Source organism: Nocardiopsis sp. NPDC057823 (assembly GCF_042797335.1).
GTDB lineage: Bacteria > Actinomycetota > Actinomycetes > Streptosporangiales > Streptosporangiaceae > Nocardiopsis > Nocardiopsis changdeensis.
In genome coordinates this window covers 119372-136761 of the sequence record NZ_JBHVLR010000013.1, presented here as the reverse complement: position 1 = coordinate 136761, position 17390 = coordinate 119372, and the positions used below count along the sequence as shown (strand labels likewise).

15 protein-coding genes are annotated in these 17390 nt (G+C 75.0%); 6 read left to right on the top strand and 9 right to left on the bottom strand.

All coding sequences use genetic code 11. From position 1 onward, the window contains the following. Positions 1–71: 71 nt before the first annotated feature. The gene (locus tag ACFVNO_RS20960; protein ID WP_378894935.1) at positions 72–1340 is read right to left on the bottom strand and encodes an MFS transporter; all 1269 of its coding nucleotides are present in this window, start codon (positions 1338–1340) and stop codon (positions 72–74) included. 360 nt (positions 1341–1700) lie between these two features. Here ACFVNO_RS20960 and ACFVNO_RS20955 point away from each other — a divergent pair, with 360 nt between their 5' ends. Further along, positions 1701–2381 (top strand): lytic polysaccharide monooxygenase auxiliary activity family 9 protein, encoded by a 681-nt coding sequence (locus ACFVNO_RS20955; RefSeq protein ID WP_355262118.1) that lies wholly within the window; start codon positions 1701–1703, stop codon positions 2379–2381. 71 nt (positions 2382–2452) lie between these two features. Here ACFVNO_RS20955 and ACFVNO_RS20950 read toward each other — a convergent pair whose 3' ends face one another. Next, positions 2453–3085, bottom strand: a complete 633-nt coding sequence (locus tag ACFVNO_RS20950) for a response regulator (protein ID WP_378894932.1) — start codon at positions 3083–3085, stop codon at positions 2453–2455. Next, entirely contained in the window at positions 3076–4191 is a 1116-nt protein-coding gene (locus ACFVNO_RS20945; protein WP_378894929.1) for a sensor histidine kinase, read from the bottom strand. The genes ACFVNO_RS20950 and ACFVNO_RS20945 overlap by 10 nt, the downstream gene beginning before the upstream one ends. Positions 4192–4473: 282 nt before the next feature. Here ACFVNO_RS20945 and ACFVNO_RS20940 point away from each other — a divergent pair, with 282 nt between their 5' ends. Beyond that, positions 4474–6009 (top strand): apolipoprotein N-acyltransferase, encoded by a 1536-nt coding sequence (locus ACFVNO_RS20940; protein ID WP_378894926.1) that lies wholly within the window; start codon positions 4474–4476, stop codon positions 6007–6009. 42 nt (positions 6010–6051) lie between these two features. Here the strand turns inward: ACFVNO_RS20940 and ACFVNO_RS20935 are convergent, their stop codons facing one another. Both ACFVNO_RS20935 and ACFVNO_RS20930 read right to left on the bottom strand, forming a co-directional pair. After that, entirely contained in the window at positions 6052–6501 is a 450-nt protein-coding gene (locus ACFVNO_RS20935; protein WP_378894923.1) for a hypothetical protein, read from the bottom strand. A gap of 142 nt (positions 6502–6643) precedes the next feature. Further along, complete coding sequence (locus ACFVNO_RS20930; protein ID WP_378894920.1) at positions 6644–7522, bottom strand: SDR family NAD(P)-dependent oxidoreductase; 879 nt, start codon at positions 7520–7522, stop codon at positions 6644–6646. A gap of 72 nt (positions 7523–7594) precedes the next feature. On the opposite strand from ACFVNO_RS20930, the gene ACFVNO_RS20925 reads away from it, so the two are divergent. After that, positions 7595–8164: a TetR family transcriptional regulator gene (locus tag ACFVNO_RS20925; RefSeq protein WP_355262100.1), complete on the top strand. Its 570-nt coding sequence runs from the start codon at positions 7595–7597 to the stop codon at positions 8162–8164. On the opposite strand, the gene ACFVNO_RS20920 is transcribed toward ACFVNO_RS20925, so the two are convergent. The 3 genes from ACFVNO_RS20920 to ACFVNO_RS20910 form a co-directional block, all read right to left on the bottom strand. Further along, positions 8158–9516 (bottom strand): MFS transporter, encoded by a 1359-nt coding sequence (locus tag ACFVNO_RS20920; protein ID WP_378894916.1) that lies wholly within the window; start codon positions 9514–9516, stop codon positions 8158–8160. The genes ACFVNO_RS20925 and ACFVNO_RS20920 overlap by 7 nt on opposite strands. Before the next feature lie 187 nt (positions 9517–9703). Then, positions 9704–10741, bottom strand: coding sequence for an iron-siderophore ABC transporter substrate-binding protein (locus ACFVNO_RS20915; protein WP_378894913.1), 1038 nt, complete (start codon positions 10739–10741; stop codon positions 9704–9706). Between the two features lie 36 nt (positions 10742–10777). After that, the gene (locus ACFVNO_RS20910) at positions 10778–11812 is read right to left on the bottom strand and encodes a DUF5937 family protein (protein ID WP_378894910.1); all 1035 of its coding nucleotides are present in this window, start codon (positions 11810–11812) and stop codon (positions 10778–10780) included. A gap of 80 nt (positions 11813–11892) precedes the next feature. Between ACFVNO_RS20910 and ACFVNO_RS20905 the strand changes: the two genes are divergently transcribed. After that, on the top strand, positions 11893–13113 hold the full coding sequence (locus ACFVNO_RS20905; RefSeq protein ID WP_378894907.1) for an MFS transporter: 1221 nt from the start codon (positions 11893–11895) through the stop codon (positions 13111–13113). A 102-nt stretch (positions 13114–13215) separates the two neighbouring features. Here ACFVNO_RS20905 and ACFVNO_RS20900 read toward each other — a convergent pair whose 3' ends face one another. Continuing rightward, entirely contained in the window at positions 13216–14811 is a 1596-nt protein-coding gene (locus tag ACFVNO_RS20900; protein WP_355262088.1) for a family 10 glycosylhydrolase, read from the bottom strand. Between the two features lie 214 nt (positions 14812–15025). Here ACFVNO_RS20900 and ACFVNO_RS20895 point away from each other — a divergent pair, with 214 nt between their 5' ends. Continuing rightward, entirely contained in the window at positions 15026–15826 is an 801-nt protein-coding gene (locus tag ACFVNO_RS20895) for an alpha/beta fold hydrolase (RefSeq protein WP_378894904.1), read from the top strand. Between the two features lie 100 nt (positions 15827–15926). Next, complete coding sequence (argG, locus tag ACFVNO_RS20890) at positions 15927–17375, top strand: argininosuccinate synthase (RefSeq protein WP_355262082.1); 1449 nt, start codon at positions 15927–15929, stop codon at positions 17373–17375. Positions 17376–17390 lie beyond the last annotated feature (15 nt).

Genomic DNA, 17390 nt, shown 5'->3' with positions numbered 1-17390 from the left:
AGGGTTCCGGCGGCGTGCCAGAAAAGTAACCCGCCAATGGTGATATGTAAACACCATATGAACGACTTATTTCAGGAACGCCGTCCCGAATTCCCCGTCGCCGGCTCCGCGTCGGCCGCACCCAGGGGCCGCCAGGCCACCGCCGCCAGCACGCCCACCGCGGCCGCCGCCACCCAGAACGGCGCCAGCAGCCCCAGCGCCTGGGCCAGCACCCCGCCGAGCACCGCGCCCAGCGCCGCCCCGCCCAGATCGGCCCACCGGTACACCCCGGCCGCCCGGCCCAGCAGGCCGTCGGGTGTGACCGACTGCCGCACGGTCACCGCGGCCGTCCCCCACACCACCGCGTGCACGCCGAACAGGGCCATGACCGCCCCGGCCGCCCACGGGCTCGAGACCAGGGCCAGCGCCGCGTAGGTCGCCGCCTCCAGCACCAGCCCCCAGCGCAGCAGGAACGCACGCCCCACCCGGGGCTCCCAGAACCCGTACACCCGCGAGCCCACCACCCCGCCGACCGCGCCGGCCGCGATGAACAGGCCGAACCCGGCCTCCGACAGCCCCAGGTGCTCGCGGGCGTAGAGCACCCAGATCGAGAACGCGCCCACCCCGGTCAGGTTCATGACGAGGATGCAGCCGGTCAGCGTGCGCAGCACGGGGACGCCGCCGACGAACACCAGGCCTTGGAGTGTGTCGGCCCACAGGCCGCCGCCGTTGCGGCGTTCGGGCTCCGGGGCCCGCGGCCGCACCGACAGGCGCAGCACGACCAGCCCGGCCACGGCGTAGGCGAGGGCGTCGAACCCGAACGGCAGCGCCCACAGCACGGCGAACAGCGCCGCGCCCAGCGGCGGCCCCAGCAGCTGGTTGTTGAGCGAGAACGTCAGCGCCAGCCGGGCGTTGGCCCTGCCCAGCAGCTCCTTGGGGACCACCGAGGGGACCAGGGCCCCGTAGGCGGTGTCGGCCAGGGTCTCGCCCACGCCGAGGGCGAACACCGCGGCGTACACCGCCCACAGGTGGGCCCCGCCGGTCAGCACGGCCAGGGCCAGCAGTGCGAGCACCGCGCCCCGGGCCAGGTCGGCGGCGACCAGTACCGACCGCCGGGGGAGCCGGTCGACCAGGGCGCCGGCGAACGGGGAGAACAGCAGGTGCGGTGCGGTCTGCACGGCCGCGGCGCCCGCCACGGCCAGGGGGGAGGGCGCCACGGAGGCGACGAGCAGGGGGCCGGCGGCCAGCAGCGCGCCGTCGCCGAGGTTGGTCAGGGCCGACGCCCACCACAGGAGGGTGAAGTCGCGGCCCAGGGGAGGGCGTCCGGCGCGCGTGCGGCGGAACGGGAACAACGATGACACGGGGACTCCCGGGACACGGAGGGAAGAGGACACGCATGTGACTTCCGCCCGGCCGTGTCCGGGGACACCGGGCACCGCGGACCGCCGGCGCGCCCCGGACGGGGGCGCCGGTCGCGGCCCAGGGGCCGTCAGCGGCGGGTCGGCTCCCCGGCCGCGGCGGTGCGGAGGGCTCGTCGTCCGGAGTGCTCGTTCATGCGGCCCCTTCCCTCGGGATGTCGTCCCGGCACCCTAACCCCGGACGGCGCCCGGCGGCGAGGGAATTTCGGGAGCGCTGTGTTTCGGGGCGGATCCGGTGGGTAACAATCGGCGTGGGAGCGCTCCCCGTCGTGCGGCCACCCGGCCGAGACCGACGGAGACGCAATGAACGAGAACACCGCAACGACCACCGCCCGCCCCCGCCTCCCCCTGGCGGCCCGGGCCCTGACGCTGGCGGCACTGCCCCTGCTCGCCCTCACCGCCACGGCCGCGCCCGCCTCCGCGCACGGTTCCGTGGTCGACCCCGCCTCCCGCAACTACGGCTGCTTCGAGCGCTGGGGCGACGACCACCTCAACCCCGACATGGCGCAGGAAGACCCCATGTGCTGGCAGGCGTGGCAGGACAACCCCAACGCCATGTGGAACTGGAACGGGCTGTACCGCGACAACGTCGGCGGAGACCACCGCGGCCAGGTGCCCGACGGCACCCTGTGCAGCGGCGGCAACACCGAGGGCGGCCGCTACGACTCCCTCGACACGCCCGGCGCCTGGAAGACCACCCCGGTGGAGGACGACTTCACCATCCACCTGTACGACCAGGCGTCGCACGGGGCGGACTACTTCCAGGTGTACGTCACCCGCCAGGGCTTCGACCCGACCACGCAGGCCCCCGGCTGGGACGACCTGGAACTGGTCGAGCAGACCGGCCAGTACCCGCCCGGCAACGACTACCTGATCGACGTCAGCACCTCGGGGTACACCGGCCACCACATCGTCTACACGATCTGGAAGGCCTCCCACCAGGACCAGGTGTACTACCTGTGCAGTGACGTGGACTTCGGCTGATCCCCTCGGCCGGAGCGCCCCCGCCCGGGGCGGGCGGCCCGCCGGGTCCCGGAACACCCGGCGGGCCGCCGTCAGGCGCCCAGGTGGCGCAGGATCGCCAGCACACGGCGGTTGTACCCCGGCGTCGCGGCCAGCCCGAACTTCTCGAAGATCGCGTTGGCGTGCTTCTCCACCGCGCTCACCGAGACGAACAGCCGCTCGGCGATCGCCGGGTTGGTGTGCCCCTGCGCCATCAGCTCCAGCACCGCGCGCTCCCGCTCGGTCAGCCCGCCCCCCTCGCCGCCGGCCAGCAGCTGCCGGACGACCTCGGGGTCGAAGGACGCCCCGCCCGCGCCCACCCGCTCCAGCGCGTCGAGGAAGCCGTCCACCTCCATCACCCGGTCCTTGAGCAGGTAGCCGACCCCGCCGGTGTTCTCGGTGAACAGCCGGGTCGCGTACCGCCGCTCCACGTACTGGGACAGCACCAGCACCCCGATCCCCGGGCGCTCCCGGCGCAGCCGCACCGCCGCCCGCAGGCCCTCGTCGGTGTGCGTCGGCGGCATGCGCACGTCCGCCACGACCACGTCGGGCTCCTCCTCGGCGACCGCCGCGAGCAGTGCCTCGGCGTCCCCGACGGAGGCGATCACCCGGTGGCCCTCGTCCTCCAGCAGCCGCACCAGGCCCTCGCGCAGCAGCGCGGAGTCCTCGGCCACGATCACCCGCACGGCAGCACCGCCGTCACGGTCGTCGGTCCGCCGACCGGGCTGTCCACGGCCAGGCTCCCGTCCAGCGCGCCCACCCGGCCCGCCAGGCCGGACAGCCCCGTCCCCGACGGGTCGGCCCCGCCCGCCCCGTCATCGCTCACCCGGACCACCAACGCGTTCCCCTCACTCTCGACGTGCACGTCCACCCGGGTCGCCCCGGCGTGCTTGACCGTGTTGGTGACCGCCTCGGCCACCACGAAGTAGGCCGCGGTCTCCACCGCCGGCGGGATCTCCGCCGGAACCCGGCAGGACACCCGGATCGGCAGCTCCGACCGGGCGGCCAGCCCGTCCAGCGCAGCGGCGAGCCCGGACTCGGCCAGCACCGCCGGGTACACCCGCCAGGCGACCTCCTTGAGGTCGCGGATCGCGTTGCCCATCTCCCGGTGGGCCTGCTCCACCAGTTCCCGGCCGCGCGCGGAACCGGGGTCGCGCCGGGCCCGGCCCAGGGCCATGCCCACCAGGACCAGCCGCTGCTGGAGGCCGTCGTGCAGGTCGCGCTCGATCCGGCGGCGCTCCCGGTCCACGGCGGTGACCACCCCGGCCCGGGACGCGGTGAGCTCGGCGACCCGCTCCCGGAGCAGGTCCTGGCGGCTGGGACCCAGCAGCCGGCGCGCGAGCCAGCGCTCGGTGCCCACCAGCCCCACGATCCCCTGCACGCTCAAGTACACCAGGGCCAGCCCGAACGGGACGACCGCCACCGGGTTGCCGTCCAGCACCGCCAGGGGGGAGAACGCCAGGTAGACCCCCGACGGCAGGAAGAACCCCAGCACCAGCCCGCCGAACAGCCCCACCGGGCAGCGCACCGCCAGGTACGCCGACACGCGCAGCGGCCCGGGCTCGCCCACGATCTCGATCCCGAACAGGGCGGCCAGGCGCCACCGTTCGACCCGCTCCAACGGCCGCAGCAGCCGGTGCAGCCACCGCCGCCCGGGCCGGGCGGCGGCCAGCGGCAGCAGGACGAGCAGCGGCACCAGCGCCGCGGCCTCCACCACCGCGGACGCCGCGCCCAGGGCGGTGCCCGCCACGGCCCGCGCCCAGACGCGCGCCGACCGGTCCTCGCCGCCCATGGGTCCTCCTCCTCGTCGGTCCTCGCCCCGCGGATGTGCCCGGGGCCCTCCCCGGCGCGGGCACCGGGCCGCAGGGGGTGTCCGCGGAGCACGCCCTAGGACGGTAGCCGCCCCCGGGGCCGCACCGGTACTGCGGGACTCCGCAGTTCGGGCCGCGGCATCCCGTAGAGACCGGGCGGGATCCCCCATGGGAACGGGGGAGCGCGCGGCGTAGCGTTTGCGGAGCCCCGGCCGGGCCGCACCGCACCATCCGAACCGAAGACCCGATCCGAAAGGAGATCCGTGGACTCCGCATCCGTGCGCCGCGCGATCCTGTGGGCGGCCGGGACCCTCCTGTCCGTCTTCGCCATGCAGGCGGCCTGGGACATCGCCCTGCTCGCCTGGCTCTACCCCGTCCTGCTGCTCCGCTCCATCCGCTCGTTCGGCCCCCTCGCCGCGTTCGGCGTCGCCCTGGCCTCCACCGCCGTCTCCACGACGGTCTGGCTGGCCCTGGCCGACCTGCTGTCCCCGCCCTTCCTCCCGATCGCCCTCGTCCTGGCCCTGGTCCACGCCGTCCCCTACACCCTCGACCGGCTCCTGTACCGCCGCGTCGGCCGGTGGGCGAGCGCGGTCTTCCCGGTCGCCGTGGTCACGGTGGAGTTCGCGGTCGCCTCGGTCACGCCCTTCGGCACGATCCAGGGGGTCCTGGGCGCCACCCAGGCCGAGAACACGGCGCTGATCCAGGTGTCCTCACTGACCGGGGTGTACGGGGTGAGCCTCCTGATCGCGTGGACCGCCTCGGCCGCCGCCCTGCTGTGGGAGCGCGGAGCGGCCGACCGGTCCTCCCGGAACGCCTTGGTCGCCGCCGTCTCGGCGGTCGTCCTGGTCACCGCGCTGGGCGGGGTGCGCCTGGTGTTCTCCCCGCTCCCCGACGACACGGTGCGCGTCGCCGGGGTCAGCGCCTCCCAGGCCGCCTGGGAGGAGCTCCGGCCGACCTTCCACGAGTACGACTCCCTGGAGGCCCTGCTCGCCGCCGACCGCGCCGAGATGCGCGAACGCTTCGCCGCCGTCAACGACGACCTGCTCGCCGCCACCGGACGCGAGGCCGAGGCGGGCGCCGAGGTCGTGGTCTGGGCGGAGTCGGCGGCCTTCACCATGGAGTCCGACCGCGACCTGTTGGTGGAGGACATCGCCCGGGTCGCCCGCCGGCACGGCGTGTACGTGAACGCCGGGATGTCGGTCTACACCGAGGAGGCGCCGCACCTGCGCAACCAGATGGTCCTCGTCGACCCCGCCGGGACCGTGCTGTGGACCTATGACAAGAGCCACCCGATTCCGATCCTGGAGCCGTACGAGCCCGGCGACGGCCGGGTGCCCGTGGCGGACACGCCCGCGGGGCGGCTGGCCACGGTCATCTGCTACGACGGGGACTTCCCGGGCACGGTCCGGCAGGCGGGCGCGGCGGGGGCGGACATCCTGCTCGTGGGCGCCAACACCTGGGAGGGGATCAAGGAGATGCACGCGCGCAACGCGGTGTTCCGCGCGGTGGAGAACGGGGTGTCGCTGGTCCGCCAGGCGAGCCGGGGCCGGGCCAACGCGGTGGACCCGCTGGGGCGGACCCTGGCGACGGTGGACTACTACACCACCGATCGGCAGCTCCTGGTGGCCGACGTCCCCCGGGAGGGGGTCCCCACGGTGTACGCGCGCGTGGGGGACGTCTTCGCGTGGCTGTGCGCGGCGGCCCTGCTCGCGCTGGCCGCGGCGGCGGTGCGCGCCCGGTACGGCCCAGGGCCCGCCCGGGCCGCGCGAGGCGGTCCGGAGCGTTCCGGACGGGGATAGCGGGACGCGCCCTGCCCGGCGGGGGTGCCGGGCAGGACGTCGTCAGCCGCCCTCGCCCATGAGGCGGTCACGGGCGGCGTCGGTGACGGCGCCGCCCGGGTCCTCCACGAACCCGCCGACGGCGTCGGCCTGGTCCTGGAAGCCCTGGACGGCCTCGCCCGCCTCGCCGAACGCGGCCTCGCCGTAGCCCTGGGCGGTCTCGGCGGCCCCGCCGAGGACCTCCTCGCCGTAGCCCTGGGCGGCTTCCCCGTAGCCCTGGGCGGTCTCGGCGGCCCCGCCGAGGACCTCCTCCCCGTACCCCTGGGCGGCCTCGCCGTACCCCTGCGCGGTCTCGCCGAGGCCCTGCGCCGCCTCGCCGTAGCCCTGCGCGGTCTCACCGAACCCCTGGGCGGTCTCCCCGTACCCCTGGACGGTGTCCGTGACCCCCTGGACGGCCTCCTCGGCCGCCCCGCCGAACATGCCCTTGAACCACTCCACGACACTGTCGAACATCGACACGCTCCTTCTCGGTTCTCTGACCCTTACCCGGGCGCCCTACCCCCGCACTGTAAGCCACGGGTAAGGGGCACGAGTGCCGTCTGGGCGAAGCGGCAGGCCCTGTGTCCCAAGGGATGGAGCGCGTCGGTGGCGGCGGTCACACGCGCCGTCCCCGCTCCGGGGGGCCGCCGTCCACCGGCAGCGCCCGGGTGAGGGCGTACAGCCCGGCGGCCGCTCCGGGGTCGAAGGCGGGGCCGGACAGGTCCAGCCGGGTGTTCCGGCGGAACGCGGAGACCGGCTCGGCCGGGGGCGCGTCCAGCAGCCGGGCCAGGTCCGCGGCCGCCGCCTCCGGGGATCTCGCCAGGACCCGGGCCAGCGCCCGGGCGAGCAGCCGTTGCGGCGCGGGCAGCGGGTCGGCCATGCCGGTGCGCACGAACCCGGGGTTGTAGAGGACGTACCGGGTGCGCGCCCCCGGGTGGCGGGCGGGGAAGTCCGCCCCCAGCAGGTCGTTGCAGCGCGAACCCTGCATGGCCGCGCGCATCCCGGTGTACCCCCGGGTGAGCTGGAGGTCGTCCCAGTGCACGCGCCCCGGCAGCCCGCCGGGGCCGGCGATGTTGAGGATCACCGGCGCCTCCCCGCGTTCGAGCAGGTCGACCAGCCCGTGGCCGAGCACGGACCGGCTCAGGTAGGCCAGGGCGAAGGTGGACTCCAGGCCGTCGGCGGTCTCCTCGCGGACGGGGCGGAACCGCTGGGCGCCGAAGACGAGCCCGTCGAGCCGGTCGGTGCGCTCGCGTACACCCGCCAGCGCCGCGTTCATCCCGGCGACGGTGCTCAGGTCGGCGCGCAGGAAGTCGACCCGGTCGCCCGCCCCCGCCTCCCGGGCCTGTTCGAGGAGCGCTCGCCCGCCCGCCTCCCCGCTGGCCAGGGCCAGGACCCGGTCCCCGCGGCGGGCCAGCAGCAGGCCCAGGGCCCGGCCCATCCCGTTGGTCCCTCCGGTGATGGCGTACACCCGCATACCGTTTCCCCGTCCGATCAAGTCATCAGTTGATGACAAAGGCTAGGCGGAGCCGGGTATTAAGTCAACGATTGATGACTTATGCTGACACGCATGACCACACGACGGCGCCGCGACAAGGCGGCCACCCGCGCGGCCCTGCTCGACGCCGCGCGCCTGCGTTTCTCCCGGCACGGCTTCGACGGCGTCGGCGTCCGGGAGATCGCCGCGGACGCGGGCGTCGACGCCGCGCTGGTCTTCCGCTACTTCGGCTCCAAGCGCGAGCTCTACGCGCAGGCGATGCGGCCCGAGGTCCCCGACGTACCGCACGGGGGACCGGACCGCCCGGCCGGGGAGATCGCCGCCGACCTGCTGCGCGAGGTGGTCCTGGCCGACCGCGGCCCCGCCGGCGAGCACCCCCTGGTGGCGATGCTCCGTTCCTCCGGCCGGGCCGACGTGCGCGAGCAGCTGCGCGTCCGGATCTGCGACGAGCACCTCGCCGGGTTCGCCGAACGGCTGCCGGGGGACGACGCCGCGCTGCGCGCCGAGATGCTCGGCGCCCTCCTGCTGGGGCTGGGGGTCATGCGCTCGGTCGTGGGGTCCCCGGCGCTGACCGATGCAGGACCCGCGCGGATCGAGGAGCTGTTCTCGGCCATGGCCGCCCCGCTGACACGCGATCAGTGACCCGGTGGCGGCGGGGTGAAGGCCATGGTCAGCGCGACGGCCAGCAGGGCGGTCCCGGCGACCACCCCGTACACGGGCCCGTACCCGGTCAGGGCGGACGCGGCGAGCACGGCGCCGGTCACCGCGATCAGCAGCGAGACGCCCAGCGACTCCGCCACCTGCAGCGCCGAGCTGTTGCCCCCCTGCCCCCCGACCGGCGACAGCGCGAGCACCAGCGAGCTCACCTGCGGGTAGGCCAGGCCCATGCCCGTCCCCATCAGCACGCAGCCGAGCACGGTCGCCCAGAGCGGCAGCACCCCGGTCACCAGGCCCAGCGCCGCCACCGGCCCGCACAGCGCCAGCAGCGCCGCCGTGCGCAGCGAGGCGGGCGAACCGGCCGGAGCACCCGAGCGCCCCTGGATCCAGGCGCCCAGCGCCCAGCCGAACGCCCCGATCGCCACCACCGCGCCCGACGCCACGGGGCTGAAGTCCAGCCGGTGCTGGAGGTACAGCGGCAGGTAGATGTCGGTGGCGGCGTTGGCCGCCCCGAGCACGCCCCGGAAGGCGACCAGCCGGGGGATGCCCGCCCGCGCCCGCAGCGTCCCCGCGGGCAGCAGGCGCGCGGCGGCGACCGCCGCGGCGACCGCGCCCACCGCCGTACCCACCACGAGCCAGGGCATCTGCTGCTGCCCGGCCAGGTGCAGGCCCAGCACCGCGGCGGCCGCGACCACCGCCCACAGGCCCCGGCGGCCCACCGGGGACCCCGCGGTGTCCGGGCGCGGGGCCGAGCGGGTCGCCTTCAGCAGCACCGCCAGCGAGAGCGCGGACCCGGCCAGCACCAGGGCGAACACCAGCCGCCAGTGCATCAGCTCCACCAGCGCGCCGGTGACCAGCGGCCCCACGATCGACGGCAGCAGCCAGGCCGCGGTCAGCAGCCCGAACATGCGCGGGCGCAGGTCCTCGGGGACGAACCGGGCGATGACCACGTACAGCACGACCGAGTCGATGCCGCCGCCCACGCCCTGGAGCAGGCGGCCGAGGACGAAGACCGGCATGCCGGGGGCGGCCGCGCACAGCGCGATGCCCACGAGGAACATCGCCGCGCCCGCGACCAGCGGGCGGCGCACCCCGCGCAGGTCGGCCCAGCGGCCGCCGACGGTCATGCCGATGAGCCCGGTGGTGGCGGTCGCGGCGAACGCCAGCGAGTACCACTGCTCCGCGTGCAGGCTCCGTGCGACGACCGGCATCACGGTGGTGACGGCGAAGGCCTCGAAGGCGATGAAGGTCATCAGCCCGAACACCCCGGCCACCACGGGACGGTGGGGAGGCGCCCACAGCCGCGCCCGTCCGGGCGTCCCGGCCTCGGCGGTCACGCCGCCGCCCCGCGGTCCGCCGCGCTCGTCGTCTCCACGTTCCCCTCCTCGCCGGGCACGGGCGCGCCCGGGAGAATTCCACAACCTCAACCCGGGTCGAGGTCAAGCCGTCCGGGGCTCCCGCCGGCCCCGGGAACGCCGGCGGCGCCCCGCCGCGGAGCGGGGCGCCGCCGGGAGCGGCCCGGTCTCAGGCCAGGGCGTCCGCGATGCGGGGGACCAGGGTGTCCACCGCGTAGGGGATCGACAGCACCGAGTTGTAGGTGATGGCGCCGCGCTGCTCGATGGTGGCCACGACCACGGCGTCCTCGCGCACCACGTCCAGGTCGGCGAAGACCGGCGCGGCCTCGACCACGTCGTAGTCCTCGTCGTCGCTCAGGACCAGCAGCACGTCGCCGTCGAGCCACTCGACGTTCTCGGCGGGCACCTCCACGAAGAAGCTCTCGCCGGTGTCCCGCTCGGTGATCTCCTCGGGGATCCGGAAGCCCAGCGACACCAGGAACTGGCCGCGGGCGTCGCCGGGCAGGTACGCGCCGAACTTCCCGTCGTAGGGCAGCACGACCCCGCCGGTCATCTCCGCGAACTCCGGGTGCTCGGCGCGGACCTCCTCCAGCAGGGCGTCGGTCTCGGCGTTGAGCTGCTCGCCCTTCTCCGGGACGCCCATCGCGGCGGCGATGGACGCGGTGGCGTCCTCGCGCGGGACGGCGTAGGCCGCGGTCCCGGCGGGGCGCGCGAGCACGGGGGCGATCTGCGACAGGTTCTCGTAGGCGGCCTCGTCGAACCCGGAGGAGACGCCGATGATGAGGTCGGGCTCCAGAGCGGCGATCTGCTCGAAGTTGGGCTCGGCCTCCGACTCCAGCAGGGTCGTCTCCGCGTCGCCCACCAGGTCGTCGGTCCAGGGCCCCAGCCCGTTCTCGAAGAACGGGTAGCCGGTGTGGCCGACGGGGACCGCGCCCAGGGCCAGCACGGCGTCGGCGTCGGTGACGCCCAGGGTGACGATGCGCTCGGGCGCCTCGGTGACGGTGGTCTCGCCGAACTCGTGCTCGATGGTGACCGGGAAGGCGCCCGCCTCGGCGGCGACCCCGCCGCCGGAGCCGTCGGTGTCCTGGCCGTCGGAGGCGCCGTCCGCGGCGTTGCCGCAGGCGCTGAGCAGGGCCAGGGCGGCCAGGGCGGCGGCGGACGACAGGGCGCGCGCTCGGGCGCGCGGGTTACTGAGCAGGGGAGACACGGGACTCCGTTCACAAGCAGATAAGGCTCGCCTACCCTAAACCCTGGCCTCTCCCGGGTCCGCGCCGGGGGTGCGGCCGCCGGGGCCGCCCGCCCGGACCAGGGTGTCGCCCGCCGGCGTCCGCGTGTAGAACACCCGCCGCCCCACCCGCCACGACCGCACCAGCCCTGCCGCGCGCAGCACCGACAGGTGCTCCGAAACGGTGGCCGGACTCCACCCGTGCGCACGGGCCAGCACCGTGGTCGTCGAGGGTTCGGCGAGCACCGTCAGCAGGCGCGCGCGGGTCCCGCCCAGCAGCCGGGCCAGGGCGTCCCCGGCCGGCGCCGGGGGCTCGGTCTCCCACAGCCGCCCCACCCCGTGCACGGGGTAGAACAGCGTCGGCTGCCAGGGCTCCTCGGTCTTGGCCACCGTCTCCGGCCACATGAACACGCTGGGCATCAGCACCAGGCCCCGGCCGTCCAGCGTGCGCTCGCCCTGGGCCGGGTCGGGCAGGTGCAGCACCCGTCCCCGCCACCGGGCGTCGGGGGCGACGGCGGCGATCACCTCCCGCAGCCCGCCCTCGGCGACGGTGCGGGCGCGCAGCGACACGTCGGCCTCCAACAGCGCCCGGGCCCGCGGCCAGTGCGGTGCCACCAGCGCCTCCCACGCCCGGCGCACCGCCCGGACGATCCGCTCCAGGGTCGCCTCCGGATCGGCCAGCAGCGGCCCGGTCACCGACTCCGGCAGGGCCCGACGCGGGTCCAGCAGGCACTGCCGCAGCTCCACCGCCACCTGCTCGGGCGGGGTGGTGAGCAGCGCCTCCAGTTCGTCCTCCAGGTCCGCGGACGGCCCCGGCGGGGGAGGGGTCAGGAAGTCGGGCGTGTACCCGGGGCGCGGCGACAGCAGCGGCAGCGGGTCCAGGCCCAGGTCGGTGCCGTTGCGCTCGCGGATCGCCGCGGGCCACAGCCGGCGCAGCGCGCCCCGGTGCGGCTCGCCGAGCAGCCGTACCGCCGCCGTGGTCTCCCACAGCGGGGAGACCGCGAAGCGGCAGCGCAGCAGGTCGTCATGGCTGAACACCAGCCGTCCGGCCACCGGCGCCTCCCGTACGCGTCGTCGTTTCGGCCACCGCCGAATCGTTTGAGGCTACCCCGGGCGGGTCCGAACCTGGGGGCATGACATCCCCGACCGAGCCGCGCGCCGCCGCGCGCACCGGATACCTGCGGGTCCTGGCCGTCCCCGAGTTCCGCGTCCTGTTCCTGGCCGAGGTGCTGGCGATCCTGGGCCAGGTCGCTGCGCAGATGACACTGTCCCTCACCGTGTACACGCGCACCGGCTCGCCGCTGCTGTCGGCGCTGGCCTTCGCCATGGGCTTCCTGCCCCACCTGCTGGGCGCGACCCTGCTGTCGGCGCTCACCGACCGGGTCCCCGCCCGCGGGCTCATGGTCCTGACCCAGGGGGCGACCGCTCTGCTCGTGGTCGGCATGGCGGTGCCGGGGACGCCCATCGCGGTGATGCTGCTGCTGATGTTCGCGATGGGCGCGATCGCCCCGCTCTACCAGGGGACCAAGGCGGCGACGGTGGCCGACGTGCTGCCTCCGGAGGGGTTCGCGCTGGGCCGGTCCCTGCTGCGGATGGCGGCGCAGCTCGCGCAGATCTGCGGGTTCGCGTTCGGCGGTGTGCTGTTCGCGGTACTCTCGCCCACCCCGGCACTGCTCGCGGGCGCGGGGCTGCTGCTGGCGTCCTGCCTGCTGCTGCGCCTCGGACTCCCCGCCTTCGGGCCCCGCCGCTCCCCGGAGGCCGCGCCGTCCTCCCCGGTGGCCGATTCGCTGCGCGGCGTCCGCGAGGTCCTGCGCTCCCCGCGCCTGCGCGTCCTGCTGGCCCTGACCTGGTTCCCACCGGTGCTGGGCGTGGCCGCCGAGGCACTGGCCGCGCCGCTGGCCGACGCCCTGGGCGGCGGGCCCGCCCTGGTCGCGATGCTGCTGTCGGCCACCCCGGTCGGCATGATCGCGGGCACCTTCCTGGCCGGGACCCTGCTGACCGACGCCCAGCGGGTGCGGGCCATCGTCCCGCTCGGGCTGCTCGCCTTCCTGCCGCTGCTCGGCCTGGGCCTGCACCCGGGGCCGGTGGCGCTGCTCGCCCTGCTCATGCTGTCCGGGGCGGGGTACGGATACGCGCTCGGCGTGGACCGGCTGCTGGTGGCGGCGGTCCCCGAGCACGAGCGCGGCCAGGTCATGACGCTCGTGACCGCGGGGCTGATGATCTTCCAGGGGGCGGGGTTCGCACTGGCGGGGGCGCTCGCCGAGTTCCTGTCGCCGAACACGGTGGTGGTGCTCGCCGCCCTGGCCGGCATCGCCGTCGTCCTCGCCGCCGGGACCCGGGCGGGCCGCCCCTGATCCCGCCCGGGGCCGCCCCCGGTACCCGCGGGGCCGGACACGGGCCGGGGCCCGGTGCGCCGCACCGGGCCCCGTTCGCGTCGGCGTGCGGGGACGCGCTCCCTAGGGCACGTGCCGGGGGTTGCTCACACCGCTCTCGCGGTGGGTCCGGTCCAGCGCGGTCGCGTAGTAGGTGCGGCCGCCGCCCTCGGCGGTGAACACCGCCCGGCCGTCGTCGCCGGCGGGCACGGTCCCGAGCAGGGTGCGCGCGTCGGACACGGCGCAGTCGGGGTCGCGGCCGGGCTGCCCCTCCACCGCGTACACCGCGTAGTAGGCGGGGCGCTCGCCCCGGCCCGGGCGGATGGACAGCTCCACCCCGTCGCCCTGCGCACCGCCGACCACCCGCGGCGCCTGCGGCGCCCGGCCGGGCAGGCCCTCGTGCAGGGGCACCAGCGCCGGGTGGCGGTAGTGCTCCTCGCGGACGATCGCCATCGCCTCCGCCGCGTTGGTCTCCAGCGAGTTCGCGCTGAAGTACACGTCGCCCAGCACCCCCGGGTGGTCCCGGTTGAACTCCAGGTGCCGGGACAGCTCCCGCGGGTCCGACCAGGCGCCCGCGTTCCCGACCTTGTAGGCGGCCTGGCCCACGTAGAGGTGCACGTCGGTGCCCGCCACGACCTGCTCCCACCAGGGCACCAGCACCGCGTAGTCCGCGACCGGCAGGCCGATCTCCCAGTAGATCTGCGGGTTGATGTAGTCCACCCACCCCTCGCGGACCCACCGGCGGCTGTCGGCGAAGACGGCGTCGTAGGACTGGAGGCCGTTGGTGGCCGAGCCCTCCGGGTCGGTGGAGGCGTTGCGCCAGATACCGAACGGGCTGATGCCGAACTTCACGTGCGGCTTGGCGGCGTGCACCGCCTCGTCCATCTCCCGAACCATGGTGTCGACGTTGTCGCGCCGCCAGTCGTCGATGTCGTCGTGGTCGCCGCCGTACTCGGCGAAGGTGTCGGCGTCGGGGATCTCCTGGCCGGACACCGGATAGGGGTAGAAGTAGTCGTCGAAGTGCACGCCGTCCATGTCGTAGTTCTCGACGGCGTGCATCATCGCCCCGATCACGAACTCCCGGACCTCCGGGATGCCGGGGTCGTAGTAGAGCCGCCCGCCGTAGGCGAAGGTCCAGTCGGGGTTGCGGCGGGCGGGGTGGTCGGCGCTCAGGCGGTCGGGATCGTCGTGCATGGCCACCCGATAGGGGTTGAACCAGCCGTGGAACTCCAGCCCCCGGGCGTGCGCCTCCGCGACGGCGAACTCCAGGGGGTCGTAGCCGGGGTCCCGGCCCTGGGTCCCGGTGAGCCACTGCGACCAGGGCTCGTGGGGGGAGGGCCAGAAGGCGTCGGCGGTGGGCCGGATCTGCACGAACACCGCGTTCAGGCCGTTGTCGACGGCGCGGTCGTACAGGGCGGTCAGCTCGGCCTGCTGCTGCTCGGGGGTGAGCCCGGTGCGGCTGGGCCAGTCGATGTTGTGCACCCCGGCGATCCACTCGGCGCGCATCTGCCGCTTGGGCTCGGCCTGGGGGTCGGCCCGGCACTCGGCGGATCCGGTGCCGGTCGCGGGCGCGGTCAGCGCGGCGGCGGGGAGCGCGGGCAGCAGGGCGGCGACCAGGGTCGCCGCCAGGAGCGCGCCGCATCGGGGGACGGGGGAGGTGGGTCGGGACGGGTGCGCCAACGTGGCTCCTTCCGGGGGCTCTCCTGCGGGTGGGGCCCGACGGATTCCGGGTCGTGTCCTGGCGACGACGGTACGCGACGATGACCCACCCAGTAGAAAACCTTCATGATTTTCCGGTGTGTCGCAAGAGACCTACGCGTTTTTGGTGCGTGAGTGCCGGATGTTCCGTGTGCGCCCTTCGTGGCGCCCCGCCCGGTCCGCCACACTGGGGTGCATGACCGACCCCCTGCGCGCCACCACTCTGAGCCGGGACGGCGCCGACCTGTACGTCCTCGACAGCGGGGGAGACGGGCCGCCGGTGCTCGTCCTGCACGGGCTGGCGGGGAGCATCCGCGAGTTCGAGCCGACCGCCCGCGCCCTGGCGCCGGACTTCCGGGTGATCCTGGTCGACCAGCGCGGCCACGGCCGCAGCACCCGCCGTCCGGCCGACGTCTCGCGCTCGGCCTTCGTCGCCGACGCCGTCGCGGTCGCCGAACGGGTGGCCCGGGGGCCGGTGCGGCTGGTCGGCCAGTCCATGGGCGCGCACACCGCCCTGCTCACCGCCGCGGCCCGGCCCGACCTCGTCGAGCGGCTGGTGCTGCTGGAGGGCCACCCGGCGGGCGGCGAGGGCCCGGAGGGGGCGGCGCGGATCGGCGCCTTCTTCGCCTCCTGGCCGCTGCCGTTCCCCGACCGGGCGGCGGCCCGCGCCTTCCTCGGTTCGGACGTGCTCTCCCGGGCCTGGGTCGCCGACCTGGCCGAGGGGCCCGACGGGCTGCGCCCCCGGTTCGACGCCGACGTGATGGAGGCGGTCGTCGCCGCCGCCGACGAGCCCCGCTGGGCCGAGTGGGAGGGGGTGGCGGCCCCCACGCTCGCCGTCTTCGCCGACCTGGGCATCTTCTCCGACGCGCAGAAGGACGAGATGATCGCCCGGCGCCCCGCCACCGTCCGCGCCGACCTCGACACCGCCCACGACGCCCACCTGGAGGACCCCGGCGCCTGGTTCTCCCTCCTGCGCGGCTTCCTCTCCGCGCCCTGAGGGGCCCTCCCGGCGCCGGGGCCTGCGGGATGACGAGGCTCACAGGAGGGGAGTGCGCCCCGCGTTGCATGTGCATTCATCGTGATGCATACTTATTGCCATGTCCAAGGTACTCACCTCTCTGCCCGTCGGCGAACGTGTCGGCATCGCCTTCTCCGGGGGGCTCGACACCTCGGTGGCGGTCGCGTGGATGCGCGAGAAGGGCGCTGTCCCGTGCACCTACACCGCCGACATCGGCCAGTACGACGAACCCGACATCGCCTCGGTCCCCGGCCGCGCCCACGACTACGGTGCCGAGATCGCCCGGCTCGTCGACGGACGTGAGGCCCTGGTGGAGGAGGGCCTGGCGGCGCTGGCCTGCGGTGCCTTCCACATCCGCTCCGGCGGCCGCGCCTACTTCAACACCACCCCCCTGGGGCGCGCCGTCACCGGCACCCTGCTGGTGCGCGCCATGCTCGAGGACGGCGTGCAGATCTGGGGCGACGGCTCCACCTACAAGGGCAACGACATCGAGCGGTTCTACCGCTACGGCCTGCTGGCCAACCCCGCCCTGCGCATCTACAAGCCCTGGTTGGACGCCGACTTCGTCAACGAGCTCGGCGGCCGCAAGGAGATGTCCGAGTGGCTCCAGGAGCGGGACCTCCCCTACCGCGACAGCACCGAGAAGGCCTACTCCACCGACGCCAACATCTGGGGCGCCACCCACGAGGCCAAGTCGCTGGAGCACCTGGACACCGGCATCGAGATCGTCGACCCGATCATGGGCGTCCGCTTCTGGGACCCCGCGGTGGAGATCGCCCCCGAGGACGTCACCGTCGGCTTCGAGCAGGGCCGCCCGGTCACCATCAACGGCAAGTCCTTCCCGTCCGCCGTCGACCTGGTCCTGGAGGCCAACGCCATCGGCGGCCGCCACGGCCTGGGCATGTCCGACCAGATCGAGAACCGCATCATCGAGGCCAAGAGCCGCGGCATCTACGAGGCGCCCGGCATGGCCCTGCTGCACGCCGCCTACGAGCGCCTGGTCAACGCGATCCACAACGAGGACACCCTCGCCGCGTACCACACCGAGGGCCGCCGCCTGGGCCGCCTCATGTACGAGGGCCGCTGGCTGGAGCCGCAGGCGCTCATGCTCCGCGAGTCGCTCCAGCGCTGGGTGGGCACCGCCGTCACCGGCGAGGTGACCCTGCGCCTGCGCCGGGGCGAGGACTACTCGATCCTCGACACCACCGGCCCGGCGTTCAGCTACCACCCGGACAAGCTGTCCATGGAGCGCACCGAGGACTCCGCGTTCGGCCCGACCGACCGGATCGGCCAGCTGACCATGCGCAACCTCGACATCGCCGACTCCCGCGCCAAGCTGGAGGAGTACGCCCGGCTCGGCATGGTCGGCACCGGCGAGGCCGCGGTCGTGGGCGCCGCCCAGGCCGCCTCCACCGGCCTCATCGGCGCGATGCCCGAGGGCGGCGCCGAGACGATCGCCTCCCGCGGCCAGGCCCCCGAGGACGAGCTGCTCCTCGACCAGGCCGCCATGGAGTCCGGCACGGACTGACCCCCGCGGCGCGCG